This is a genomic window from Acinetobacter sp. 16 (genome assembly GCF_033439925.1).
GTDB lineage: Bacteria > Pseudomonadota > Gammaproteobacteria > Pseudomonadales > Moraxellaceae > Acinetobacter > Acinetobacter junii.
Genome location: NZ_CP137746.1, coordinates 405,670 through 429,475 on the forward strand (window position 1 = coordinate 405,670; position 23,806 = coordinate 429,475).

Below are 23,806 nucleotides of genomic sequence, written 5' to 3' on the forward strand. Positions count from 1 at the left end.
TCATTCACAAAACTTAAGAAACGTTGAAAGATAAAGTGAATTTGCTCCTTAAGGAATAATAATGTCACTGCTTGGATTGTATCAACAGCTAGAACAACAAGAATGGATTGATATTCCATCAGGATGGTTGCAAGGGCGTACGGTATTTGGTGGTCTTATCGCAGGTCTGCTCATTCAAAAAGCAATTCTTACAGTCAATGATTCAGAAAAACAGCTTTTAAGTTGCAGTGTCAGCTTTGTTGGGCCTGTACAGCAAGGTGCAGCCAAATTGACGGCTGAAGTATTGAGACAAGGCAAATCAGTGACGACACTTGAAATTCGTCTTTGGCAAGACGATGCAGTGCAAAGTGTTTTAGTCGCAAGCTTCGGTTTGGGGCGAGAGTCGAGAATTGTGGTGAATAACAAACCAACAGTTCCTGACTACGTAACAGCAGATCAACTGGAAAAAATGGTTTATCTTGAAGGTTTGATGCCTGAATGCTTACAACAGTTCGAATTGTGTTGGGCTGAAGGACATTATCCAATGGCAGGAAGTAAAACACCTGATTTTGGTGGATGGTGTCGTTTTTCTCCTCAATTACACTCAAATCGTGATTTATATTTGGGTGATTTATTTTCTTTAATGGATGTGTGGCCGCCAGGTGTTTTACCAATGTTTAAAACACCAGCACCAGCGAGCTCTTTAAGTTGGCACATTACATATATACACCCGATTGAGAATCAACTGCATGACTGGTTTAAATATAAAGTCGTTACTGAGTTTGCAGAACACGGTTATTCAACAGAATATGCTTATCTTTGGGATAGTGAAAATCGATTAATTGCGATCCTTAGGCAGACGGTTGCCGTTTTTGCCTAGTCGACACTTCCTCGTATTTCGTATAAAGTTGCTTACAGATGGATACAATCTCGGCACAACCTTTGTGCAATATGCATATTTGATGCGACCAACATGGCGGTGTTTATGAGCACAGGGCGAATCCTGAACATTCCTAATATTCTAACATTGGCACGTATTGCCTTTATTCCTGTTTTTTTGGTGATTGCCTATTGGCCACCAGCGATTGGAATTGCTGAGCATCATGGTGGGATGATGCGACATTTGATTTTGACCGCGATCTTTGTCCTTGCAGCTGTAACAGATTGGTTTGATGGCTACCTCGCAAGGACATTAAATCAAACATCGGCTTTTGGACGCTTTCTCGATCCTGTCGCTGATAAATTGATGGTCGCTGCTGCTTTGATTGTTTTGGTTCAATGGCAACCTACAATTTCCATGGCATTTGCTGCGATTGTGATTATTTCTCGTGAAATTACAGTTTCAGCATTGCGCGAATGGATGGCAGAATTGGGTGCAAGAACTAATGTAGCTGTTTCAACCGTAGGTAAATATAAAACTGCCTTTCAAATGATTGCGATTAGCGTATTTTTGTTGAACTGGAAGCCGTTAGAAATCTGGGCATATGCTTTATTGTATGCTGCGGTGATATTAACCTTGTGGTCGATGATTATATATCTACGAGCTGCATGGCCTTATTTAAAACAGCCTTAATTGCTCATCAATCTAATAGCATCAAATCTAAGAAGCTCTCTACCTAGAGGGCTTTTTTATTGCCTCATATATACAGCTCAAGAAAAAAGCCCATAACGAATATGAGCTTAGTTCTCTGAGGAAAGTCATGCTCTTTTTGGGAGAGTATGCTGAAGAACATAATCATAATATGAGAATATGTTGATATTTACAACGCATGAAAGTGTAAATAATTTTTAATATTCTCAGTTTTGGTTTGCTTGGTTTTCAGTCAGTGTTGCAAATTTATGTTCGATCTGAGCTGCATTGCTTTGTAAGATTTCGATAAGCTTCTGAATATTCAGAAAATCAAAACGATTTTTTGATGCAACTAAGGTCAAGGCGATCGGTGCTTCCTTTGTGGAAAAACGTATCGGCACAGACAGACCGCAAACTTGTGGATCAATTTCACCTTGAGATAAATAAAATCCCTGCTTTTTGATTTTTTTCATCTGTTGAGCGAATTCATCTAGATCATGGGCAAAGCCAACTTTGGCAAGCTCATTTGAGAATTGCTCATAGTAAGACTGAATTCTTTGTTTGGTTAAATGAGCAATCACAATTTTAGGTGATGCCCCCACATATACAGGTCGAGGACAGCCACGTCCGTATGAAAGCAGCTCGGCTGCTTTGAAGGTTTCATGATGTAAATCAATACAGTAATCATGATTCAAATAGGTGAGTAAGCAGCAAAGTTCTGTACGATCTACGATGTCTCGCATGAACGGAATACTGATTTGTACTAAAGGATCTGTACTATGCGAAATATAGTCTAAAACCGCTATTTTAGAGCCTAAAGTGTAGTCACCAGATGTTCCACTAATACGTTTCAAGATATCAGTTGATACCAGTTCCTTTAAATAGCGATATGCAGTGGGTTTTGAGAGATTGAGCTCATCACAAATGATATCAACGTTGATAATCGGGCGAGAAACTGAAAATAAGTCCAGTACAGTGAGAATTTTACCAAAACTCGAAATTGCCATGATGAGCTGTTTACTCCTTAAAAATAGTCTAAAGCTGTGGCTTTTATTTGCTTTATAACAGAAAAGTCATTCAGCGGGTATGCACTTTTAGCGTAGTTGATTCTAAAACGTATGAATAAGTTCTCTGATGAGAAAAATGATATGTTTTGCATGATATATTCTATATTTAATTAAATAATTATCAAATAATGATAATTTATGTTGACTAAATTGCTTGGTTTTGAAAAAATTATAAGCACAATTTCTTCATTGGATAATTTGTTTTAAATTTATCCCTGAAATGTTTGCCATTCCGATCAGTTCATTCTATTTCACGGTCAATTGAATGCTCTTTTAGTCTCTATCAAGAAGCTAAATGCAGCTGAGTTGTGATGTGAATTTGCGTTTCCTAACGCGGTTAGTATTGAGAAAAGTTCATGTTATTTAAACAGTTGTTGGCTTTTAGGCCGAGTCGACTTGATATTATTTTTGCGTGCAAAACCTTTGTCGCAGGGATGTTGGCACTGTTTATTTCATTTGAGCTTGATTTGATTAACCCAATGTGGTCGATAGGGACGGTATTAATTATTGCCAGTCCTTACTCTGGAATGGTTTCTTCCAAATGTATTTATCGCTTGGTTGGTACGGCTGCAGGAGCAATTATTGCGTTGCTTTTGACACCACATTTTATCAATACGCCGTGGTTGTTTACGATCATCTTGGCATTGTGGGTCGGGTTTGCACTGTATATATCGCTCTTGGATCGTACTCCTCGTAGCTATGTATTTATGTTGGCTGGATATTCCACCGCAATGATTGTGTATAACGCCATCACTTATGTTGATAGCTATAATATTTTTGATATTGCTCTGGCACGAGTTTTAGAAATCTCTGTGGGTGTGATTTCAACCGCTGTCGTTTCAGCAACTTTTTTTCCTGTTCATGTAGGTGCCATGATTAAACAACGTGTCATCAAAACTTTGCAGGATCTGGAAAATATTTTTGAAAAACTCATTTCAGACCAAGATACAAACCAAAATTACACACAAATTTTAGGGGTGATCACCCGTGATGCATCAGATATCCATGCTCTAGCAGTTCATCTCGCTTATGAAAAAGGCGAGTTGCAAGGTATGACCAAACCTCTACAAGAAATGCTGCATCAGGTCTCGCTCGTTGTGGCCAATCTTGTTGCCATGTCTCAACGGATTAAACAATTAGAGCAAATGCCATTAACCACATTAGCTCCAAGGTTAAGCCAACTACGACAACAGACCTTACAGTTTTTAAATCAAGAAAAACAATTAACTGCCGATAACTTAGGTGATTTACCACCACAGTTTGAACAAGATTTTAGCGAATTGATTGCGATGGCTTCGTCTGAACAAAAGACTGTGTTGGCTGCTTTAAAAATGGATGTACGTCATTTTATCGCCAATATGTTGGCAGTGAAGTTACTTTGGCAACAGATCCAGAAAGGTCATAAAGAAATCCCATCTGAGATAACTACGATCACCACCAAATATCCAAGTTTACATCGTGATCATGGTATTGCGGTACGCGGTGGAATCAGTGCGGTTCTCATCACTTTCATCGTGACAGGAGCGTGGATTTTATCAGGTTGGAAAGCTGGATTTATGATGGCGCAAATGGGTGCGATCACAGCGTGTATTTTGACTGCTTTGGATAATCCTGTGCCAGTGTTGCGCATATTTATCTGGGGAAGCATCGTTTCAGCGGGATTAGTTTTTATTTATGCCTTTGGAATTTTCCCCCACATTACGCACTTTTGGCAATTAGCACTGGTACTTTTTCCAATTTTCCTTGTGGCTGTAAGCATGATGGCAAATCAAATGCTAATGCCGATTGGTATGGTTTTAGGCATTAATACCATGATGGGGTTGAATTTACACAATAAATATTCAATGGATGCGGTGTCTTATTTAGACAGCTCCTTTGCCATGATTTTGGGTGTTTTGGTCTCATTAATTGTGATTGATTTGGTTCGTGCTGTTTCACCCGATACAAGCGCAACACGTATTTTAAGTTTGCATTACCAAGCGATGCGTCAAGCTTTAACACTGAGTTATGGGATTGATTTCAAAATTCATTTACGCAGCATGCTTGATCGAGTTGGGGTTCTAAATAGCAAGATGGTACAAAATGCTGAACTGAAATATGCCATCCAAAATGCCTTAATTGAAAGTGCATCGATTGTTGATCTTGTACGATTACAGGAAATCCGCCAAAAGCTTCCACATTATGTGGACTTGCAAATGCAAATTGCTCTTTTAGAGCAGCAGCTTGCCGAATATTTTCAAACTCAATCAGAGCAACTTTCACTTCAAACTTTTCCAACGAAAATCCTTCAGCAAATCGAAGTGGTCAAGCATCTTGCAACGCCAATTAGTGAAGATGATTTGCATCAAAGATTATTGATTTCACTGAATAATATTCTCAAAAGCATAGGGCATGTTTCAAATGAACAGGTGAGTTTAAATATGAATGACGTTGAGGTTGCTCATGGGTGAAATCAATCTATATGGAATTTATATTCCTACGTTGTTAGTGCAAGCCGTGATTGCTTATGTGTTGTTTAAGATATTAAGTCCATTTGTAGATCGTTTCGCTCAGGCGGGATGGATCGGGTTACCCAGTATTTTTAATCTCTGCTTCTATTTAGCTTTGATGCTTTGTGTGCATGAGATTTTCGTCCGACTTTGGATTTGAGCTAAATTTTTGATTGTTTAAATTTCTCTGATTTAAAAATGAGTAGTAAAGGTGAAGAACATGAATGCATTTGATATGCGAAAAGTCATACGACCCGTGGTTCTTTTCATTGCCATTATTGTGGCGATATACACGGTTGTGCATTTATGGAATTACTATAATGCGGCACCTTGGACGCGAGATGGTCGTGTCCGTGGCGATGTCATTCAAGTGGCTTCAGATGTAAATGGTTTGGTGACTGAGGTTTTGGTACAAGACAATCAAACTGTAAAGAAAGGACAGGTCTTGTTTAAAATTGATGTCGCACGTCAAGCATTGGATGTGGAGCAAGCCAAATCTGATCTTGCGAAAGCTAAAGCAGGTCTAGCACAAGCTCAAGCGACTCTCGCGGGTACCAAAGCTAGCTTAGTAAAGACCGAAGCCAATATGAAACTTGCCGAAAAGAATGCAGCTCGATATACCAGTCTTATGGATGGTGCAATTTCCAAACAGGAACAAGATCAAGTTTTTGCTGCACGTGATCAAGCTTTTGCTGAACGCGAACAATTAAAAGCAAGTATTGAACAAGCCAATGCTGCGATTGAACAGCAATATGCGTTACTGGATGTGGCGACAAGTAATTTGCACTTGGCAGAATTGAATTTACACCGTTCAGAAGTTGTTGCTCCTGCCGATGGAACTTTATCAAATTTTGATTTACGTGTGGGTAATTACGTTAAAGTTGGACAAGCTGTAGCAGCTCTTTTAGATCGTCAGCAACTTTATGTGGTTGGTTATTTTGAAGAAACAAAACTTGACCGTATTCATGTTGGAGATGTTGCAACAGTTCAATTGATGGGGGATAAACAACGTATTCGTGGTCATGTGCAAGGTATTGCATCTGGGATTGAAGATCGCGAGCGTTCCGGCAGTTCAAACTTATTGGCAAATGTAAATCCAACTTTTAGTTGGGTACGATTGGCTCAACGAGTGCCTGTGAAAATTGTATTAGATGAACCACCACAAAATCCATTGGCATTCGTTTCTGGACGTACTGCAACGGTGAGAGTGATTGAGAAATAAGCTTTGATGTTGTTAATAAATAAAATTAGTAGAGTGATATTGGTTAGGAAAGCTCATAAGCTCAATTCAACGTTGTTATTCCGTTCCGCCTTCAATGTAAATTCAGCTCAAAAGGCGATATGGATATCGCCCGCCAAGATATTCATTTATATCTAAGATGTCTGATTAAGGTGTGATGCCTGTAGGATAGCGATACCAGCTTTGTATCAACAACGCTGCTGCAAAGCTATCTGCTGATAAGCGTTTTGCTTGACCTTTACTTTGATAAGATTCGAGTTCTTCTCTCGCTTCACGAGTTGTTAGGCGTTCATCCACCATCCACGTTTGGATATTTGTCTGGTGACGTAAACGACGAGCGAATTTACGAGCGCGTGCTGAGAGTTCGGATTCACTATCATCCATATTCAAAGGTAGCCCGACTAGAAATAAGTTCGGTTGCCACTCTTTAACAAGTTTGAGTAATTGGTTCCAGTCAGGAATGCCATCTTTCATTATAAATAAAGGCAGTGGATTGGCACTTTCAATCGCGGATTGACCAATCGCAATGCCCATTTTTTGTGTACCAAAATCAAATGCCATAATCGACTGAGAAGTTTGTATATCAGGCATGACCAATCTCAGAAGCAAACCAATTACGATCTACACCGATTTTTTTATAAGCCGCATCCCAACGATCGCCGTATGGAAGATTAAAAATAAGATCCATATCTGAATCGCAAATTAACCAGTCACCACGAGTGATTTCATCTTCAAGTTGATTTTTACCCCAACTCGCATAGCCTAGAGCAATTTGATAGCGACCAACGCCTTCATTGTGAGCAATCGCATCTAAGATATCTTTACTGGTGGTAATGCAGACATTTTCTCCTACCGCAATAGAGGAGTGCCAAGTCGGTTGACCAGTATGTAGAACGAAGCCTGCTTCTGGGCGTAAAGGACCGCCCTGCAAGACCGCGTGAGGGTGAACATTATCCGCATCAATTTCCAAATCATTGAGAAGTTCTTTGATTTGTAAATCAGACGGACGATTGATAATGATGCCTTGTGCACCGTCTTCATCATGGCGCGCAACATAGATGACAGTATTTGCAAAGAAGTCATCTGCCATGTCTGGTGGAGCGATGAGACAACGGTGAGTTAAGTATTGTTTCGTCACCTAGGCGGTTCTCCATCAAAAGAATGTACGTTTCTATCTATATAGGTTCTTTATATCAACATACAAGAGTTAATCGGATTTCGCCAATCATTTTCTGATATTTTGCCCTAAAAATCAGGCAGGCTGAAACTTAAGCTGTCGCAGCTGCTTTGCATGTTGCAAAGTTGTCTCACTAATTTCGACACCACCAGACATACGAGCAAGCTCTAGAATACGCTGTTCTTCGTCAAGTTCGATGATGGTACTGCTAGCTGGATCAGTTTGTTGTTTTTTGACCAGTAGATGTTGATCGGATTGCGCCGCAACCTGTGCTTGGTGAGTAATACATAGTAATTGAACATGCTGTGCTAAATCAGCCAGTAATCGTCCTACAACTTCTGCAGTTCCACCGCTAATTCCGACATCAATTTCATCAAATACTAGAACTTCTGCTTCGGTCTTCTCAGCATTCATGACTTGCATGACTAAAGCAATACGAGAAAGCTCACCACCTGAGGCAACTCGTGCTAATGGTTGTGGAGGAATTCCTTTATTTGCAGTGAATAGCAGTTGAATAAAGCTTAGGCCTTCGGATGATGCTTGTTCTAATGGTTCGAATTTGAATTCAAAATGAGCTTCAGGAAGAGCCAAAGGTTTGACTTGTTCCGTCAGTTGTTTGGCTAGTGGAATCGCAGCGGTGCGACGAATATCATCTAAGTGCTGTGCTTTTTCAATAAAGGATTGATAGGCAATTTCAACTTGTTCAGCCAAAGTTTCAGGATCTTCAAGTTGATGAAGTTGTTCTAATTCCTGTTGCCATTGTTCAAAATCTTGTTTGAGGGACTCTGGTTGAGTTCTGTATTTACGTGCCAGACGATGGAAGATTTCAAGTGTAGAATTTAATTGCTCCATGCGTTCAGGATCGAAACTTTGGCGATCTATGAACTGACGCAAGCTTGCTGTGGCGTCTTCAATTTCGCTTTGTGCATTTAATAAAGAATTATAAATGGTTGAAAGCAGTTCGCTGCGTCCAGCATGAGACTCTAACCGACGGATAATCGATGAGATTTCTTGAGTAATATTTTGTTCAGCTTCATCCAATACATTTAGGCTATAACCACAGTCTTGCATGATATGTTCGTGATGGCTTAAGCGATCAAATTCTTGTTCAATTTCTCGATATTCTGTTTGTACAATTTCCTCAAGCTCTTCCAATTGAGCTTCTAAGCTTTGTATCTTTTGCAGGCGAGTAGCTTGCGCATCTAGCGCGGCTTGGTGTTGTCGGATATTTTGCTGCCAAATGCTATACGCTTCACGAACTGCTTGTGCTTGATCACCAAAATTGTGATAACGATCTAACCAGTGTTTTGGATAAGGTGGTTCTAGAAGTTGTTGTTGGCTGTGCTGGCTGTAGAGTTGGACTAATAATCGCCCGATTTCTTTAAGTTCAGCAAGGCTACTAGGTCTTCCATTAATCCAAGCTTTACTACGGCCAGTTGCAAATATGACGCGACGCAAATGAATCTCGCCTGATTCATCATCAAGCTCATGATCTATGAGCCAATTGGCTTCAGCACTATCAGCTTGGTAGCTAAAAATAGCCGTAACGTCAGCTTTATCTGCACCATATCGGACATAATTTGTATCTGTGCGTTCACCCAAACATGCAGATAAGGCATCTAACAATAAAGATTTTCCTGCGCCTGTTTCTCCTGTGAGAACATTAAAGCCTTGTTCAATATCTAAAGCTAAGTGGTCAGCGAGTGCAAAATTAATTAAAGTTAAATGGGTGAGCATAAACGCATCCAATGCACAGATTGTTTTGCTTAAAGATAGAGAGTTTTTATAGTGGCGACAAGTCGTGATTCACCTATTTTGTTGCTTTCACTACAAAACGATTTATTGGAATTTGGAAAAATGCATAAGTCATATTGTTCAATAAGCAAAGAGCTGAAAGTGTATGATTTCAAGCTGATCCATAATTCAAACTAATAATGTTTTAGCGGTGTTGTTTTTTTTAGTGCTTCAAATGGTTTATTTCTGAAGTCGGTCTCATATATTGAAGTTTGATTTTCTTAATATTCATTATTCATCGCGGTGCAAATCACTTTGTGCTTGGTAAAATTAACGAAGATGATTCTGTCCACTGGTAACATGGTTGTTTGCCTTGTGATTGGGTAAAAGTTATTTTTCTAATTCTCGCCACTCGTAGCATAACTACTCGTCTTGAGCCCGGACAAAGCTTCGCTTTGTTTTTTCCTCGCTCAGGTATGAAAATTGCTGTATTTACGCCAGAAAATGGATTGATTAGTTGTAAAGGCACAATTAAACTACGTCCAGCATAACCTAATATAAATGCGGCAGAATTTGGAGAGTACGCATGAGTTCAGTGCAGTTTGATCATGTAACGGTCATTAAGAAATCGAATGTGTATTTTGGCGGGGCATGTATTAGCCATACAGTACAATTTGAAGATGGTACAAAAAAAACTTTAGGCGTTATTTTACCTACTGAACAACCTTTGACTTTTGAAACACACGTCCCAGAGCGTATGGAAATTATTTCTGGTGAGTGTCGCGTAAAAATTGCAGATAGTACAGAAAGTGAATTATTCCGTGCGGGGCAGTCATTCTATGTCCCTGGAAACAGTGTATTCCATATTGAAGCAGATGAAGTACTTGATTATGTGTGTCATTTAGAAGGTTAACCTTTTCCTTCGTAAATCGAGTACACTATATCTGAAGAAAATCCTGTAAAGTCATTTACAGGATTTTTTTATTAAATTCCCTTGCGGAGCTATTCGCTCCTCACCTGTAAAGTCATTTACAGGATTTTTTATTTTCAAAATCCCCCCAAATATCCTGCTTTAAGTGGGAATGCTGAAAAGAGGTCGCTCATGGCAAAACCTGAATATTATTATGGCGTTCATTCCGTGGAGTCATTATTAGAATTGGAGCCTGAGCGAGTACTCACATTGTTTACGCTTAAAGGTCGAGATGATCAGCGTTTACAAAAAATCTTAGCACTTGCAGAACCCTTCGGGATTAGTGTGCAAAAGGCAAGCCGTGACAGTCTGGAAAAACTAGCAGGAATGCCATTCCACCAAGGGGTTGTTGCTGCTGTACGTCCTCATCCAGCGCTTAATGAAAAAGATTTAGATCAATTAATGCAGCAGCATCCCGATGCGTTATTGTTGGCACTTGATCAAGTGACTGATCCACATAATTTAGGTGCTTGCATCAGAACTGCAGCCGCTATGGGGGTTCAAGCAGTCATCGTACCTAGAGATCGTTCAGCAAGTTTGACGCCAACAGCACGTAAAGTTGCAGCAGGTGGTGCAGAAAAGGTTAAGTTTATTCAAGTCACTAATCTTGCTCGTACCTTAGCGCATTTAAAAGAGACTACCCATACTCGTGTGATTGGTACGATGCTTGATGAGAATGCTTTGCCTATTCAGCAATGTGATTTTAGTGGTTCAGTTGTGATAGTGATGGGCGCTGAAGACACAGGACTTCGACCAATTACCCAATCGCAATGTGATCAAACAGTGTTTATCCCAATGGCAGGTGATTTGCAGAGTTTAAATGTAAGTGTTGCAACAGGTATGGCACTTTATGAGGCATGTCGACAGCGTACTACTGTATAATCATCGTTACGCTCTATTCAAAATTGAAAAATGACAGTTCGCTCGCAAGGTTATCTTTTTGTCCTGATCACGATGTGTATATGGGGCGGATTTACTATTTTCTCCCGACTTAATGCGCATTGGCATGTCAGTATGTGGGATTTGGTTGCGATGCGCTTTGCAATTGCTTCTGTTATTTTAGTGCCTGTTTTAATTTATAAAAAAGATTTTGCCTTTTTATGGCATCCACGCCCTTTGATTTTGGCACTGATCGGCGGGCTAGGCTATTGTTTTACCGTATATACCGCTTTTCTGCATGCCCCAGCTGCACATGCTGCTATTTTTTTAAATGGTTGTATCCCTTTGTGTACTGCTATTGCTGCATATTTATTATTTAGACAGCCTTTTGATAAACATACGTGGTTCAGTATAGCAATTATGATGAGTGCATTATTACTTATGAGTTATTTAATGCTGCATGATCAAAGTACTGTATTGGGTTGGGGGGATCTGTTGCTGTTTATTAGTGCGGTGTGGTGGGGTATTTTTACCGTTCTCCTAAAGCAATGGAAGTTATCTGCTTGGCATTCAACAGCGGGTGTAGTGATTTGGTCTGCGATTATCTACCTGCCTATTTATATTTTATTTATTCCAAAACATTTTCAAGATGCAGAACCTCTTCACCTCTTGATTCAAGGACTTTTCCATGGTGTGTTGGTAGTGATCGTTGCGACTTTGACTTATGTTGCAGCAATTCAAAGATTAGGTGCATTTAAAACGGGGAGTATTGTAACTTTAGCACCATTTATAGCAGCTGTTGTCGCTGTTCCTTTGTTAGATGAACCAATCAATCTTGCCATTATCAGTGGTTTGATTGGAATGGCGATTGGTGCACTTCAACCGTGGCGATGGTTTCAAAAAGACACCTTAGAGGCTCAGCTCGAACAACAAAACAAAAATTAATATTCAGCGCGTTGTAGATAACTGAGATGTAATGGTTTTAATTGTTGGTGTAGATGTTCCAATAAGCCATCATTTACCACAATGTCATTTGCCAAACGTTGCTTTTTAGAACGAGGCATTTGTGCTGCAATAATATGACGAATTTGCTCTTCACTTTGCCCATCTCGTTGACTTGCGCGTTCCAGTTGAATGTGCTCACTCGCATCGATCAATAAAGTATGATGAACAAGTTCATGTTGATTAGTTTCAAACAAAAGCGGTGAGACTAAAATGACATAGGGGCTTTCAGCTTGTTGTAATTGTTGAATGATAGATTGGCGAATAGCGGGATGTGTGATTTTTTCTAATGTCATACGTGCTTCAGGATGGCTGAAGACATGTTCTCTCAAGGCTCGACGATTCAAAGTTCCATCTTCTAATAGAACCCAATCTCCAAAAGCACGGTGTATTTCTTTTAAAGCAGGTTGATTTGGCGCTACGACTTCTCGAGCAACAATATCTGCATCTATTACAATAATACCTTGGGACTCAAACCATTGGGTTGCAGCAGATTTACCACTTCCAATACCACCCGTAATCCCCAAGATAAATGTCATATTAACCCCCAAGATACACTTTCATAATTTGCTCACCCCATAGAAAGGCAATCCAACCGGCAATTGCAATATAAGGACCAAATGCAAAAGGTTGATTTTCACCGCGCATTTTCATCAGCATAATACCAATAATTGCGCCTACCATAGAAGAGAGTAATACGATGAGGGGTAGCATCATCGGACCCATCCATGCACCAAGGGCGGCAAGCAGTTTAAAATCTCCATAGCCCATGCCTTCTTTGCCAGTGATGATTTTAAATAGGTAATACACAATCCAAAGACATAGAAAACCGATTAAATAGCCCCAGATCGCAGCACTAGCCGTTGTATAGATTGCAAAAGTATTAATACCTAGACCTAATGCTGCTAAAGGTAGCGTAAATCGATCAGGTAGTAATTGTGTATCAAAATCAATAAAAGTGAGTGCAATCAGTGTCCAAGTTAGAATTAAGCCGAACAGCATCTGAATTGTTGCACCGAATACCGCCACAACGATCAATGAGCAGATCATAGTAAGTAGTTCAATCAGCGGGTAGCGAATGCTAATTGGGTTTTGGCAAGTGCCACATTTACCGCGAAGTACTAACCAACTAATAAGAGGGATGTTTTGGAACCATTTAATTGGCGTTTGACACTTAGGGCAGGTAGAAACTGGCTGACTTAATGTTAACTTGCTCTGATCTATGATCGGCTGTTCATGGTGTAAAAGCATTTGGCATTCTTGATGCCATTCTTGCTCCATCATTTTTGGAGTGCGAAAGATCACAACATTTAAAAAACTTCCGATGCACAGACTGATTAATCCAACTGCAAGGTAAAGTGCAGTTGGATTTTCTAAAAAGTAAAGGAAAAAAGATTGCATTACACTACAGAACCCATTTGGAAGATTGGTAGATACATGGCAATAACGAGACCACCCACTAACACACCAAGTATTGCCATAATAAGAGGTTCCATCATCGAAGTCAGACCATCGACTGCGTTGTCGACCTCATTTTCATAGTGTGTCGCGACTTTATCTAACATCGAATCAAGTGCACCTGACTCTTCACCAATTGCGACCATTTGAATTGCCATAGCAGGGAAGCGGTTTGAAACACGCATAGCAAATTGCAGTTGTTGTCCAGTTGCAACATCTTCTCTAATCTTAAGTACAGCTTCTTCATAAACAACATTATTGGTTGCGCCTGCTGTGGATGTAAGCGCATCGATTAAAGGAACGCCCGCCGCAAATGTCGTTGCTAGTGTACGACTGTAGCGGGCAATAATTGCTTTGTATACGAGATCACCAAAGATCGGCAATCTTAAAGCAAGTTTATCTAAGCCATCTCTAAATTTTTTACTACGTTTTTTAGCTTCTAGGAATGCAGCAATAATCGCACCAACAACAATAATCAGAATGAACCAATACTCTTGCATCCATTTGGACATACCAACCACCATTTTGGTAAATGCGGGTAAGTCTGCACCAAATGAACTAAATAGATCTTGGAAAACGGGTACTACCTTAACCATTAGAATGATTGTTACAATTACAGCTACAACGATAACAGTGGCAGGATATTTCATCGCTTTTTTAATTTTTTGTTTGAGTAATTCACTTTTTTCTTTATAAACAGCAACACGATCTAGCATCGTTTCAAGGGCACCTGATTGTTCACCAGATTCGACGAGTGAACAAAATAAATTGTCGAAATATTGAGGATATTTTCTTAAAGCACCAGCAAAAGTATTACCGCCTTCAACTTCGTTTTTTAAACCTAATACGACCTCACGCATGGATGGGTTTTCTAAACCTTCTGCAACAATTTCAAAGCCTTGTACCAATGGTACACCCGCTTTCATCATTGTTGCTAATTGGCGTGTGAAAACCGTGATATCCAAGGTCGTTACTTTTTTCTTCATAAAACCTTCGAGAATATTTTTACGTTTTTCTCGAATATTTTTAATCGTCACGCCTTGTTTACGTAAGGTGACTTTTGCTAAAGCCATATTACGTGCTGGAAGTTCCCCTTTAATTTTTGCCCCTTTACGATCGACCCCTTCATAGGCAAAAGTAGGCATCATTTGCGCTTTTTTCGCTACCATGACCATTAATCCTTTTTATTGATTTTATTCATTTGTTACTCGGTTAACTTCTTGCAAAGAGGTGATCCCTTGCATGACCTTTTTTAAACCAGAACGACGTAAATTATCGAAACCAGCCTTTTCAGATGCTGCTGCAATTTGTAGTGCATTCCCATCTTCCATAATAATCTTGGAAATCTCTGGTGTCACTTTCATCACTTCATAAATACCGACACGTCCTTTATATCCTTCACGACAAGCATCACAGCCTACAGGTTGAAATATTTGGAAACCTGGGGTGGTTAAGTCTTGTTCGGTGAAACCCATTTCTAGAAGGCTTTGTTTAGGAATATCGATAGGTTGTTTGCATGAAGAACATAGGCGGCGGGCTAAACGTTGAGCAATCACGAGATTAACCGAGGTTGCAATATTGAAAGAGGGAACCCCCATATTGCGTAATCGTGTGAGTGTTTCAGGAGCGCTATTGGTATGCAGGGTCGACATCACCATGTGACCTGTTTGAGCTGCTTTAATTGCAATTTCAGCTGTTTCCAAATCACGAATCTCACCGACCATGATGACATCAGGATCTTGACGTAAAAAAGCTTTTAATGCTGCTGAGAAAGTTAAACCTGTTTTAGGGTTGACGTTAACTTGGTTAATACCTTCTAAGTTAATTTCGACGGGATCTTCTGCGGTCGAAATATTGGTATCTTCTGTATTTAAGATATTTAAACCTGTATACAACGATACAGTTTTCCCTGAGCCTGTTGGACCTGTAATCAGAAGCATACCCTGAGGCTTGTCTAATGCACTCATAAAGAGTTCTTTTTGTTCATCCTCATAGCCTAAGGCTTCAATACCTAACATTGCGCTTGAAGGATCTAAGATACGAAGAACCAGTTTCTCTCCAAATAAAGTTGGAAGTGAGTTAACACGAAAATCAATCGCTTTAGTTTTAGAGAGTTTTAGTTTGATACGACCATCTTGAGGCATACGCTTTTCAGAAATGTCCATTTGAGACATGACTTTTAAGCGCGAGGCTAAACGAGTTGCGAGTTGTAATGGTGGGTTAGCAATTTGTCTGAGTACACCATCCACACGATAACGCACGCGATACATTTTTTCATAAGGCTCAAAATGTAAGTCAGAGGCTCCCATGCGAATCGCATCAATCAATAACTTGTTGATATATTTTACGATAGGAGATTCTTCTTGATTATTTGTATCCTCATCCTCAGTCGTGTTGTTTGTATCAGTCGTTGCAACATCAACATTATCTAAATCAAAGTCGTCATTTTCCCCAAAATCGAAACTGCCGCTATCTCCAAATTGCTGATCAATCAGTTTTTCGAGTTTATTGTGCTCAACAATCACAGGTTCGATATTTAATTTGGTATTGAACCTGATTGCGTCTAATGCATCAATATTCGTCGGGTTGCTGGTCGCAACATACAAAATCTGACCACGTTGAATGAGTGGAACAACACGATGTTTTTGAATCAGTTTGCTGTCAGTTATTTCACGAAGTAATAGAGCTGTATCAAATACAGCAAGATCAAAGAGTGGCTCACCAAACTCTAAAGATATGCTTTCCGCAATTGTCAGAGGTGATAGACGATGATGTTCAATTAAGTGAGCAACAATATCTTGTTGTGCTTTTTTTGCAGCATCAATCGCACTCTGCATATTTGATGCAGCAATGTGACCATCATCGACTATGCGTCGAATAAACCCCGAAAATTTTGGAGACGTATGTATTCCTGACATCTGTCCGCCTTATGACAATATGGTTATAATAGCTATATATCAAAATTATACTTTCGTTACGTAAAATTACTACCATTGAAAGTGTCGTTTTTGACTTGATTAAGCTTTAAAACTTTGAACTGATCGAATCTTTTGCAAATTTATTTTTATCATAAACTTGTAGTTATGATGTTTTGAATAAATAAATGTCTCAGCCAACAAAATCCACTTTGGTTAAACTGATAATACTCTTTTTCATCCCATAGTCACTGCTTTAAATTCAAACGATATAAAAAAACTGAATTTTCTAAAAAACTGTGTAAAATATGCAGCATTTTTTAGAATTTATTCGTAGGTTGGCGGAGTATGTCGAATTCGACCATTACCCCTTGGGTTGTTGGCAATTGGAAAATGAATCCAATGCATGCTGACGCTTTAAAATTAATAGAAGAATTTAAACTGTTATTACAACAGGAACCTATTTCTCAAGCGGCATGTCATATTGGTGTTTCTCCAGTATCGATTGCGCTTACAAATATACAAGCACATTTAGCTGAATTTAATCGAACAATCTATACGGTCGCTCAGGACGTTTCCAAAATTGCTGGCACAGGGGCGTATACGGGTGAGGTCAGTGCTGAATTGCTAAAAGATAGTCAAATCGAATTTGTACTGATTGGACATTCTGAGCGTCGAGAATTATTTGGTGATAATGTAGAAATCATCAAGGCTAAACTCAACAATGCTTTAAATGCAGGATTGACTGTGATTTATTGTGTTGGTGAAAGTTTAGAGCAGCGCGAGCAGGGCGCTGCTGAACAAGTTGTATTACAACAAATTTGTGATATCGCAGCGATTGTGAAGCCTGATCAATGGCAGCATATTGTGGTCGCTTATGAGCCGATTTGGGCGATTGGCACTGGAAAGACTGCTTCTCCTGCTGATGCGCAAATGATGCATGCAAAAATTCGTGAAGGTTTAAAACAAATCACACCTTTCGGAGCAAATATTGCTATTTTGTATGGCGGAAGTGTGAAAGCTGAGAATGCTGTTGAATTAGCTGCATGTCCAGATATTAATGGCGCTCTTGTTGGTGGTGCATCACTCAATGCGCAATCCTTCTTCCAAATCGCAAAAGCTTTTGCTCAAAGCAAATAACGAGGAATAGAAATGTATAGTTTTATACTCGTTGTACATATCATTTTGGCAATTTTGATTATTGCTTTGGTTCTTGTACAACAAGGTAAGGGTGCTGAAGCTGGCGCATCTTTTGGTGGTGGCGGTGCTGCCACAGTATTTGGTGCTTCGGGTGCAGGTAACTTCTTGACCCGTTTAACTGCTATTTTTACTGCATTATTTTTTGTAACTAGTTTGACCTTGGCTGTGTTTGCTAAAAAACAAACGACAGATGCATATACGCTTAAATCAGTTCAAACGACGACAACAGCTCCTGCCTCATCGTCTGAAACTTCATCAAACGCGCCAAAAACAACTGAATAAGTTGATTTAGGACTTTTCTTTTTCGCTTTAAACGAATAGAATGCGTCCCACAAAGCTGCGGTGGTGGTGGAATTGGTAGACACGCTACCTTGAGGTGGTAGTGCTTTCGGGCGTGGGGGTTCAAGTCCCCCCTTCCGCACCAAACTTAATAACCAGTAAGTTTGGTGTATGCAGTGTTTTGTTGATGCGGGATGGAGCAGTCTGGTAGCTCGTCGGGCTCATAACCCGAAGGTCGTTGGTTCAAATCCAGCTCCCGCTACCATTTGATTAAGGTGCAACTTAATCAAGCAAGTATGAAAACTTGAATTGACTTTTTTTCATATCTGTATATAATTTTTGCACGTTGATGCGGGATGGAGCAGTCTGGTAGCTCGTCGGGCTCATAACCCGAAGGTCGTTGGTTCAAATCCAGCTCCCGCTACCAAGTTTCTTAAAAGAGGCTCACAATAAGGTGGGCCTTTTTGCACAGTGGGCAATGCTTTTCTGTGTAACATAGGGGCGATTTACGCCCTTTTTTATTGGTTGTTTAGCTATCGTGTAGTGTTCGACATCAATTGGTCAAATAGTCGTGCTTCACTATACGGTTAAGATTGATTGGCTCGCATGAGAGCGACGAGAGTAAATGAAATTATCAAATAAATCTCAAGCATTGCATGATCTTATCGCGCCAGCTGTAGCTGCGTGTGGTGTAGATCTGTGGGGGATTGAATTCCTTCCACAAGGAAAGCGTTCTTTATTACGTATTTATATCGATAAACCTGTCGATGAGAACGCAGAACCTATTCTTAATGAAGATGGTGAATTAGAACAAGGGCGTGGTATTGGCGTTCAAGATTGTGTGCTCGTTACACAACAAGTGGGTGCAATGCTTGATGTTCATGATCCTATTTCTGGTGAATATGCTCTTGAAGTATCATCACCTGGTTGGGATCGACCATTCTTTCAATTAAATCAATTACCAGCATATATTGGACAACAAGTGGCTTTACGCTTGATTGCTGCCGTCGAAAACCGTCGTAAGTTTCAGGCGAAATTACTTTCTGTAGATTTGGAAAATGAACTGATCCAAGTTGAAGTGGAAGGTAAACACGTGCTTGAAATTGATAGCAATAACATTGATAAAGCAAATTTAATCTATCAAGACTAATATTAACTTAATTTTATAAGAAATCGGTAGGTGACTTATGGGCCGCGAAATTCTTACCGTTGCAGAAACGGTTAGTAATGAAAAAGGTGTTAGTCGTGAAGCGATCTTCCAAGCGTTAGAGCAAGCCCTTGTTGCAGCAACGAAGAAAAAGTTTTACGAAGGTACACATTCAGAAGAAGCTCAACTTCGCGTTGAGATTGATCGTAAAACAGGTGATTACCGTACTTTCCGTCAGTGGACAGTTGTTGCGGACGAAGATCATGAAATGCCAGCTTGCCAAGATGCAATTTCAGATGTAGATCCATCGAAATGGTCGATTGGTGATGTGCGCGAACTTGAAGTCGAGTCAATCGAGTTTGGTCGTATTGCTGCACAGATCGCAAAACAAGTGATTGTACAAAAGATTCGTGAAGCTGAGCGTGCATTGGTTGCTGATGCTTATGAATCGAAAGTCGGCGAGTTGATTTACGGTGAAGTGAAAAAGCAAACGAAAGATGGCTTTATCATTGATCTGGGCGATAACGCAGAAGCTTATTTGGCGCGTGAAGAAACGATCCATAAAGAAATTTTGCGTCCTAAACAACGTATCAATGCAATTTTATATAGCGTGAATCGTGAAGGTCGTGGCGCACAACTTTTGTTGTCTCGCTCACGTCCAGAGATGCTGATTGCATTGATGAAAAAAGAAATTCCTGAAATTTCTGAAGAAATCATTGAGATCAAAGCAGCAGCACGTCAACCAGGCGTTCGTGCTAAAATTGCAGTGAAAACTAACGACCACCGTATTGACCCTGTTGGTGCTTGTATTGGTATGCGTGGTACACGTATCCAAGCAGTACAACAAGAGTTAAATGGTGAGCGTATCGATGTTGTGGTGTGGTCTGATGATCCAGCGCAATATATCGCAAGTGCTTTAGAGCCAGCAGATGTATCTGGTATCGTATTAGATGAAGATGCACGCAGTGCAGACATCATTTTTGCGACCAATGATCAATTGGCGCGTGCGATTGGTTCACAAGGGCAAAATGTTCGTTTGGCATCTGAATTGACGGGTTATAAACTCGACATGATGTTAGAAGAAGAGTATCGTGCTCGTCAGCAAAATGAAGCTCAACAATATCTCGATATGTTTGTTTCTCGTCTTGATATTGATGAAGATTTAGCAATGGCATTGGTTGAGATGGGCTTTACTTCATTAGAAGAAATTGCTTATGTTCCAGCTGAAACATTTGATGAAATCGAGCTTGAGGCTGATTTAGTTGAATTGTTACAAAGTCGTGCGAAAGAAGCTGCATTAACGGATGCGTTAAAACAGCAAGAAAATATTCAAGAGCCAAGTGCAGAACTTCTCGGTATGGAAGGTATGACGACTGAGATTGCATATGCATTGGCGGCGCGTGGTGTGATTACGATTGATGATTTGGCTGACCAAGCGACTGACGATATCTCAGATATCGAAGGTTTAGGTCATGACAAAGCAGGTCAGTTAATTATGAAAGCACGTGAATCATGGTTTAATTAGGAGATAATAGATGACGGACAAGTCGATTCAAGAGTTAGCGCTCAGCGTAGAACGTCCTGTAGAGAAACTCCTAGAGCAGGTTCGCGATGCAGGTCTACCACAGCGTAAAGCAGATGACATCATTACCACTGAACAGCAAGATACTTTGGTCAATTATTTGAAAAAAGTACACGGTCAGGAAAGTGGTAACACAGGAAAAATTGCGTTGAAACGTAAAACAACGAGTACTGCTAAAGTAACAAGTACATCGGGTAAAGCTAAAAACATTAATGTTGAAGTGCGCAAAAAACAAGTATTTGCGAAACCGAGCCCTGAGTTACTTGCAGCAGAAGCAAAAGCGCGAGCTGAAGCTGATCAGAAAGTACGTGTTGAACAAAAAACACGTGTTGAAGCTGAACAGAAAGCCCGTGATAGTGCTGAGCAAAAAGCTAATGCAACTTTAGAAGCAATGCGTGCAGAGCATACTTCTGACAGTTCAACACAAGCACCAGCTAAAACAGCTGTTGTGGTTAAAAAACGTAACAGCGACAAGATTATTAAAGCACCTGTTGTTAAGCCAACAGAAACGCCAGAACAGAAAAAAGCTCGTGAAGCTCAAGCGGCTCAGTTAAAAGCTACTGAAGAAGCTGTACGTCGTAAAGCTGCTGAAGAAGCACAACAGCGTACACTCGAGCAAATGCGTAAAATGGCATCAAAATATTCAAATGATGATGCTACGACTACGATTCGCGTGATTGATGACTCTCCTTTAGCTGCTGGTCTTGTTGGTCAAGCATATGAAGATTCATTCAACAAAGAAGACCGTGAAATCAAACGTGGTGGTGCAACTGCAAATCCGCGTGCTGGTAAGAAAAGCGGTCGTGGTGGCGATGCTCAAGCAGAGCAAAGTTTCAGTAAGAGCCATCACAAGCGTGGTTTGAAAACGAGCCAAGCGAATAAACATGGTTTTGAAAAACCTGTTAAGAAGCAGATTTATGATGTTGAGATCGGTGAGAAAATCATTGTTGCTGATCTTGCTCAAAAAATGGCAGTTAAAGTCCGTGAAGTAATCAAAACACTCATGAAAATGGGTGAGTTAGTTACTCAGAACCAAGCAATCGATCAAGATACAGCTGTACTGGTCGTTGAAGAATTAGGTCATAATCCAGTACTAGTTTCTGATACTCAAGCAGAAGACAACTTACTTGAAGCTGCTGAAGAAGCACGTGGTGAGCAAACAACTCGTCCACCTGTTGTAACAATTATGGGTCACGTTGACCATGGTAAAACGTCATTATTAGATCGTATTCGTCGCTCTAAAGTGGCAGCTGGCGAGGCGGGTGGTATCACTCAGCACATTGGTGCTTACCATGTTGAAACTGAGAAAGGTATTATTACTTTCCTAGATACACCTGGACACGCAGCGTTTACGTCTATGCGTGCTCGTGGTGCGAAAGCAACAGATATCGTAGTACTAGTAGTTGCTGCTGATGATGGTGTAATGCCACAAACAGCGGAAGCGATTGATCATGCTCGTGCAGCGGGTACGCCGATCATTGTTGCAATCAACAAGATGGATAAAGAATCAGCTGACGTTGACCGTGTACTTAATGAGTTGACTACAAAAGGTATCGTGCCTGAAGAATGGGGCGGTGATGTTCCAGTTGCGAAAGTATCTGCGCATTCAGGTGCTGGTATCGATAGCTTACTTGACCTTATCTTGATCCAAGCAGAATTGATGGAGCTTAAAGCTTCAGCAGAAGGCGCGGCACAAGGTGTAGTAATTGAAGCGCGTGTTGATAAAGGTCGTGGTGCAGTTACTTCTATTCTAGTACAAAACGGTACTTTGAATATTGGTGATCTTGTATTGGCTGGTTCATCTTATGGCCGTGTACGTGCGATGTCTGATGAAAATGGTCAACGTATTACTTCGGCTGGACCATCAATTCCAGTTGAAATTTTAGGTTTACCTGAAGCACCTATGGCGGGTGATGAAGTTCTAGTCGTCAATGACGAGAAGAAAGCACGTGAAGTTGCTGATGCTCGTGCAGATCGTGAACGTCAAAAACGTCTTGAACGTGCAAGCTCTATGCGTCTTGAAAACATCATGGCGTCTATGGGTAAGAAAGATGTTCCGACTGTGAATGTTGTACTTAAGACTGATGTACGCGGTACTTTAGAAGCATTACATGTTGCACTTGATGAGTTATCTACTGATGAAGTGAAAGTACGTGTAATTGGTTCAGGTGTTGGTGCGATTACAGAATCTGACGTTACTCTTGCAGAATCTTCTGAAGCTGTTTTATTAGGCTTTAACGTTCGTGCAGATAACACAGCGCGTCAAAAATCTGACCAAGATGGTATCGACATTCGTTACTACAGCGTTATCTATCAATTAATTGATGACGTGAAAGCAGCAATGAGCGGTAAACTTGCTCCTGAACATCGTGAAACAATCTTGGGTGTTGCTCAAGTTCGTGAAGTGTTCCGTTCAAGTAAGTTTGGTGCTGCTGCAGGCTGTATGGTAATGGAAGGTGTAATCCACCGTAACAAACCAATCCGCGTCTTACGTGATGATGTGGTTGTATTCCAAGGTGAGCTTGAGTCATTACGTCGTTATAAAGATGTAGTAGAAGAAGTTCGTGCTGGTATGGAATGTGGTCTTGCGGTTAAAGGTTATAACGACATCAAAGAACTTGATAAAATCGAAGTTTATGATGTTCAATTGGTTAAACGGAGTCTTTAATGGCGGGTAGCCAACGCTTAAAGCGCATGGCGGATTCAGTACAACGTGAGTTGTCAGAGTTAATCCGTCAGGAGCTTAAAGATCCACGCTTAGGTGGTCTGGTGACCATCTCTGCGGTCAAAGTCAGTGCTGACTTAGGATATGCTGAAGTTTATGTAACCGTGATGGGGCGTGAGCTTGGTGATGAGCAAAGTGAAGCAGCAAATAAAGAAACTTTAGATGTATTAAATAAAGCATCTGGTTTCCTGCGTCATGAGCTAAGTCGTCGTATTAAGACACGTATTACCCCTAGATTGCGTTTCCATTATGATAAAACCAATGCATATGGTAACTACATGTTTGGTTTGATCGCGGAAGCTGTCAAGGATCTGCCTGAACAAGGGCAAGAAGATAAAGAATAAATTTAAAAAAGCCACTTTCGGGTGGCTTTTTTATGATGAGAATATATTG

22 protein-coding genes and 3 tRNA genes are annotated in these 23,806 nt (G+C 40.3%); 17 read left to right on the plus strand and 8 right to left on the minus strand.

The genetic code is table 11. The features are described 5' to 3' along the window. The first annotated feature begins 61 nt into the window (after positions 1-61). Together R2H34_RS01890 and pgsA are read left to right on the plus strand one after the other, a co-directional pair. A complete protein-coding gene (locus R2H34_RS01890; protein WP_318342394.1) occupies positions 62-859 on the plus strand; it encodes a thioesterase family protein in 798 nt (265 codons plus the stop codon). Between the two features lie 105 nt (positions 860-964). Next, positions 965-1,552 (plus strand): CDP-diacylglycerol--glycerol-3-phosphate 3-phosphatidyltransferase, encoded by a 588-nt coding sequence (pgsA, locus tag R2H34_RS01895; protein ID WP_004916874.1) that lies wholly within the window; start codon positions 965-967, stop codon positions 1,550-1,552. 224 nt (positions 1,553-1,776) lie between these two features. Here pgsA and R2H34_RS01900 read toward each other — a convergent pair whose 3' ends face one another. After that, positions 1,777-2,556, minus strand: coding sequence for an IclR family transcriptional regulator (locus tag R2H34_RS01900; RefSeq protein WP_004916873.1), 780 nt, complete (start codon positions 2,554-2,556; stop codon positions 1,777-1,779). Between the two features lie 416 nt (positions 2,557-2,972). On the opposite strand from R2H34_RS01900, the gene R2H34_RS01905 reads away from it, so the two are divergent. The 3 genes from R2H34_RS01905 to R2H34_RS01915 are packed head-to-tail and all read left to right on the plus strand — an operon-like array spanning position 2,973 to position 6,327. Continuing rightward, positions 2,973-5,066 (plus strand): FUSC family protein, encoded by a 2,094-nt coding sequence (locus tag R2H34_RS01905; protein ID WP_318342395.1) that lies wholly within the window; start codon positions 2,973-2,975, stop codon positions 5,064-5,066. After that, entirely contained in the window at positions 5,059-5,265 is a 207-nt protein-coding gene (locus R2H34_RS01910) for a DUF1656 domain-containing protein (RefSeq protein ID WP_112987180.1), read from the plus strand. Before R2H34_RS01905 ends, R2H34_RS01910 begins: the two co-directional genes overlap by 8 nt. A 60-nt stretch (positions 5,266-5,325) precedes the next feature. Continuing rightward, positions 5,326-6,327: an HlyD family secretion protein gene (locus R2H34_RS01915; protein ID WP_151834249.1), complete on the plus strand. Its 1,002-nt coding sequence runs from the start codon at positions 5,326-5,328 to the stop codon at positions 6,325-6,327. A gap of 165 nt (positions 6,328-6,492) precedes the next feature. Here R2H34_RS01915 and ruvX read toward each other — a convergent pair whose 3' ends face one another. The 3 genes from ruvX to recN form a co-directional block, all read right to left on the minus strand. Then, positions 6,493-6,936, minus strand: a complete 444-nt coding sequence (ruvX, locus tag R2H34_RS01920; protein WP_151722904.1) for a Holliday junction resolvase RuvX — start codon at positions 6,934-6,936, stop codon at positions 6,493-6,495. Next, on the minus strand, positions 6,929-7,483 hold the full coding sequence (locus tag R2H34_RS01925) for a YqgE/AlgH family protein (protein ID WP_004958600.1): 555 nt from the start codon (positions 7,481-7,483) through the stop codon (positions 6,929-6,931). Before R2H34_RS01925 ends, ruvX begins: the two co-directional genes overlap by 8 nt. A 114-nt stretch (positions 7,484-7,597) precedes the next feature. Continuing rightward, positions 7,598-9,259, minus strand: a complete 1,662-nt coding sequence (recN, locus tag R2H34_RS01930; protein ID WP_004916863.1) for a DNA repair protein RecN — start codon at positions 9,257-9,259, stop codon at positions 7,598-7,600. A gap of 583 nt (positions 9,260-9,842) precedes the next feature. On the opposite strand from recN, the gene R2H34_RS01935 reads away from it, so the two are divergent. From R2H34_RS01935 to R2H34_RS01945, 3 genes are all read left to right on the plus strand, one after another. Continuing rightward, complete coding sequence (locus R2H34_RS01935) at positions 9,843-10,169, plus strand: pyrimidine/purine nucleoside phosphorylase (RefSeq protein WP_004958605.1); 327 nt, start codon at positions 9,843-9,845, stop codon at positions 10,167-10,169. A gap of 189 nt (positions 10,170-10,358) precedes the next feature. Beyond that, the gene (gene rlmB / locus R2H34_RS01940) at positions 10,359-11,108 is read left to right on the plus strand and encodes a 23S rRNA (guanosine(2251)-2'-O)-methyltransferase RlmB (protein ID WP_151711193.1); all 750 of its coding nucleotides are present in this window, start codon (positions 10,359-10,361) and stop codon (positions 11,106-11,108) included. 30 nt (positions 11,109-11,138) lie between these two features. Further along, positions 11,139-12,050 (plus strand): DMT family transporter, encoded by a 912-nt coding sequence (locus tag R2H34_RS01945; RefSeq protein ID WP_151711192.1) that lies wholly within the window; start codon positions 11,139-11,141, stop codon positions 12,048-12,050. Here R2H34_RS01945 and coaE read toward each other — a convergent pair. The 4 genes from coaE to pilB are packed head-to-tail and all read right to left on the minus strand — an operon-like array spanning position 12,047 to position 16,483. Further along, positions 12,047-12,646 (minus strand): dephospho-CoA kinase, encoded by a 600-nt coding sequence (coaE, locus tag R2H34_RS01950; RefSeq protein WP_151711191.1) that lies wholly within the window; start codon positions 12,644-12,646, stop codon positions 12,047-12,049. The genes R2H34_RS01945 and coaE overlap by 4 nt on opposite strands. A 1-nt stretch (position 12,647) precedes the next feature. Beyond that, on the minus strand, positions 12,648-13,508 hold the full coding sequence (locus R2H34_RS01955) for an A24 family peptidase (RefSeq protein WP_318342396.1): 861 nt from the start codon (positions 13,506-13,508) through the stop codon (positions 12,648-12,650). Continuing rightward, positions 13,508-14,734 (minus strand): type II secretion system F family protein, encoded by a 1,227-nt coding sequence (locus tag R2H34_RS01960; protein ID WP_318342397.1) that lies wholly within the window; start codon positions 14,732-14,734, stop codon positions 13,508-13,510. The genes R2H34_RS01955 and R2H34_RS01960 overlap by 1 nt, the downstream gene beginning before the upstream one ends. A gap of 24 nt (positions 14,735-14,758) precedes the next feature. Next, positions 14,759-16,483 (minus strand): type IV-A pilus assembly ATPase PilB, encoded by a 1,725-nt coding sequence (gene pilB / locus R2H34_RS01965; RefSeq protein WP_318342398.1) that lies wholly within the window; start codon positions 16,481-16,483, stop codon positions 14,759-14,761. A 345-nt stretch (positions 16,484-16,828) separates the two neighbouring features. Here pilB and tpiA point away from each other — a divergent pair, with 345 nt between their 5' ends. The 9 genes from tpiA to R2H34_RS02010 all read left to right on the plus strand — a co-directional run bounded on the left by tpiA (position 16,829) and on the right by R2H34_RS02010 (position 23,757). Continuing rightward, positions 16,829-17,620 carry a triose-phosphate isomerase gene (tpiA, locus tag R2H34_RS01970; protein ID WP_004958617.1) on the plus strand — a complete coding sequence of 264 codons (792 nt, stop codon included), beginning with the start codon at positions 16,829-16,831 and terminating at the stop codon, positions 17,618-17,620. Between the two features lie 12 nt (positions 17,621-17,632). Further along, positions 17,633-17,962 carry a preprotein translocase subunit SecG gene (gene secG / locus R2H34_RS01975; protein WP_004916847.1) on the plus strand — a complete coding sequence of 110 codons (330 nt, stop codon included), beginning with the start codon at positions 17,633-17,635 and terminating at the stop codon, positions 17,960-17,962. Between the two features lie 57 nt (positions 17,963-18,019). Next, positions 18,020-18,104: transfer RNA gene (locus tag R2H34_RS01980), tRNA-Leu, on the plus strand. Between the two features lie 43 nt (positions 18,105-18,147). Continuing rightward, positions 18,148-18,224, plus strand: a tRNA-Met gene (locus tag R2H34_RS01985). An 85-nt stretch (positions 18,225-18,309) separates the two neighbouring features. Then, positions 18,310-18,386, plus strand: a tRNA-Met gene (locus tag R2H34_RS01990). A 198-nt stretch (positions 18,387-18,584) separates the two neighbouring features. Continuing rightward, entirely contained in the window at positions 18,585-19,109 is a 525-nt protein-coding gene (gene rimP / locus R2H34_RS01995) for a ribosome maturation factor RimP (protein WP_004916844.1), read from the plus strand. 37 nt (positions 19,110-19,146) lie between these two features. After that, positions 19,147-20,631, plus strand: a complete 1,485-nt coding sequence (gene nusA, locus R2H34_RS02000; RefSeq protein WP_004916840.1) for a transcription termination factor NusA — start codon at positions 19,147-19,149, stop codon at positions 20,629-20,631. 10 nt (positions 20,632-20,641) lie between these two features. Further along, a complete protein-coding gene (gene infB / locus R2H34_RS02005; protein WP_004957499.1) occupies positions 20,642-23,356 on the plus strand; it encodes a translation initiation factor IF-2 in 2,715 nt (904 codons plus the stop codon). Next, positions 23,356-23,757 (plus strand): ribosome-binding factor A, encoded by a 402-nt coding sequence (locus R2H34_RS02010; RefSeq protein ID WP_004916834.1) that lies wholly within the window; start codon positions 23,356-23,358, stop codon positions 23,755-23,757. Before infB ends, R2H34_RS02010 begins: the two co-directional genes overlap by 1 nt. Positions 23,758-23,806 lie beyond the last annotated feature (49 nt).

Bases quoted from the DNA above. Each gene is read 5' to 3' on its own strand.
- R2H34_RS01890 (WP_318342394.1), top strand. From the start codon at position 62: ATGTCACTGCTTGGATTGTATCAACAGCTAGAACAACAAGAATGGATT.
- pgsA (WP_004916874.1), top strand. From the start codon at position 965: ATGAGCACAGGGCGAATCCTGAACATTCCTAATATTCTAACATTGGCA.
- R2H34_RS01900 (WP_004916873.1), bottom strand. From the start codon at position 2,556: ATGGCAATTTCGAGTTTTGGTAAAATTCTCACTGTACTGGACTTATTT.
- R2H34_RS01905 (WP_318342395.1), top strand. From the start codon at position 2,973: ATGTTATTTAAACAGTTGTTGGCTTTTAGGCCGAGTCGACTTGATATT.
- R2H34_RS01910 (WP_112987180.1), top strand. From the start codon at position 5,059: ATGGGTGAAATCAATCTATATGGAATTTATATTCCTACGTTGTTAGTG.
- R2H34_RS01915 (WP_151834249.1), top strand. From the start codon at position 5,326: ATGAATGCATTTGATATGCGAAAAGTCATACGACCCGTGGTTCTTTTC.
- ruvX (WP_151722904.1), bottom strand. From the start codon at position 6,936: ATGCCTGATATACAAACTTCTCAGTCGATTATGGCATTTGATTTTGGT.
- recN (WP_004916863.1), bottom strand. From the start codon at position 9,259: ATGCTCACCCATTTAACTTTAATTAATTTTGCACTCGCTGACCACTTA.
- R2H34_RS01935 (WP_004958605.1), top strand. From the start codon at position 9,843: ATGAGTTCAGTGCAGTTTGATCATGTAACGGTCATTAAGAAATCGAAT.
- rlmB (WP_151711193.1), top strand. From the start codon at position 10,359: ATGGCAAAACCTGAATATTATTATGGCGTTCATTCCGTGGAGTCATTA.
- R2H34_RS01945 (WP_151711192.1), top strand. From the start codon at position 11,139: ATGACAGTTCGCTCGCAAGGTTATCTTTTTGTCCTGATCACGATGTGT.
- coaE (WP_151711191.1), bottom strand. From the start codon at position 12,646: ATGACATTTATCTTGGGGATTACGGGTGGTATTGGAAGTGGTAAATCT.
- R2H34_RS01955 (WP_318342396.1), bottom strand. From the start codon at position 13,508: ATGCAATCTTTTTTCCTTTACTTTTTAGAAAATCCAACTGCACTTTAC.
- R2H34_RS01960 (WP_318342397.1), bottom strand. From the start codon at position 14,734: ATGGTAGCGAAAAAAGCGCAAATGATGCCTACTTTTGCCTATGAAGGG.
- pilB (WP_318342398.1), bottom strand. From the start codon at position 16,483: ATGTCAGGAATACATACGTCTCCAAAATTTTCGGGGTTTATTCGACGC.
- tpiA (WP_004958617.1), top strand. From the start codon at position 16,829: ATGTCGAATTCGACCATTACCCCTTGGGTTGTTGGCAATTGGAAAATG.
- secG (WP_004916847.1), top strand. From the start codon at position 17,633: ATGTATAGTTTTATACTCGTTGTACATATCATTTTGGCAATTTTGATT.
- rimP (WP_004916844.1), top strand. From the start codon at position 18,585: ATGAAATTATCAAATAAATCTCAAGCATTGCATGATCTTATCGCGCCA.
- nusA (WP_004916840.1), top strand. From the start codon at position 19,147: ATGGGCCGCGAAATTCTTACCGTTGCAGAAACGGTTAGTAATGAAAAA.
- infB (WP_004957499.1), top strand. From the start codon at position 20,642: ATGACGGACAAGTCGATTCAAGAGTTAGCGCTCAGCGTAGAACGTCCT.
- R2H34_RS02010 (WP_004916834.1), top strand. From the start codon at position 23,356: ATGGCGGGTAGCCAACGCTTAAAGCGCATGGCGGATTCAGTACAACGT.